Here is a 943-nt window from a genome sequence, read left to right as displayed (position 1 = left end):
TCAATAATTGTTGAAAATAGTCATCGATTCCTAAGAAAGAGAGCTCAGGGTTCTTTATAAAGGCGTCACGAATATTCTCTAGAAAACGACTTCGGATAATGCAACCTCCTCGCCACATTAAAGCAATATTCCCGAAGTTCAGATTCCAATCCAAGTTGTTTGAAACTTGCTTCATTAACATGAAACCTTGAGCATAAGAGATGATCTTAGACGCCAATAAGGACTCTCTCAACGCTTCAAGCCAATCGTCCTTATCTCCACCAACACTAGATATCTCACGCGCGAAAGCTGTTTCAGCAGCGATTCGCTCTTCTTTGAAACTGGAGATATATCGTGCAAAGACCGACTCACTAATCAAGCTCAAAGGTACACCGTTTTCAAGTGCGCTATTTGCAGTCAGTTTACCGGTTCCTTTCTGCCCTGCCGTATCAAGAATGCTCTCTACTAAGGGCTGCCCATCTTCATAAAAGCCAAGAATATTGGCTGTTATTTCAACTAAATAACTATCTAACTCTGTTTTATTCCATGCCGAGAAACTTTTCTGCATTTCAGGGTGATTCAAATTCAACCCACTCTTCATAAAATGATAAGCCTCAGAGATGAGCTGCATATCACCATATTCGATGCCATTGTGAACCATTTTCACAAAATGCCCTGCACCGCCCGAGCCAACCCAGTCGCAGCAAATTTCACCAGCATCGGTGCGCGCCGCAATAGCCTGAAATATAGGCTTTACTAGCGGCCAGGCTCGCTCATCACCACCAGGCATGATAGACGGCCCATAACGTGCACCTTCTTCACCACCGGAAACACCGATACCGAGATAGTGAATATTTTTTTCAGATAATGACTCTACTCGTCGAGCCGTGTCTCGATAGTCGGAGTTGCCCCCATCAATAATGACATCACCATCATCTAGCAAAGGAAGTAGCTGTTCAATGTA

The 943-nt window shown here is 43.8% G+C and carries 1 protein-coding gene; it reads right to left on the bottom strand.

Features of this window, described 5'->3' with window-relative positions; translation table 11 throughout:
* A partial coding sequence (gnd, locus tag A3757_RS01535) for a decarboxylating NADP(+)-dependent phosphogluconate dehydrogenase (protein WP_068739047.1) occupies positions 1 to 943 on the bottom strand: 943 nt, incomplete at both ends.

This window comes from Oleiphilus sp. HI0117 (assembly GCF_001635235.1).
Note: the sequence above shows the minus strand (reverse complement) of the source record. Positions and strands in the feature narration are given on the sequence as shown.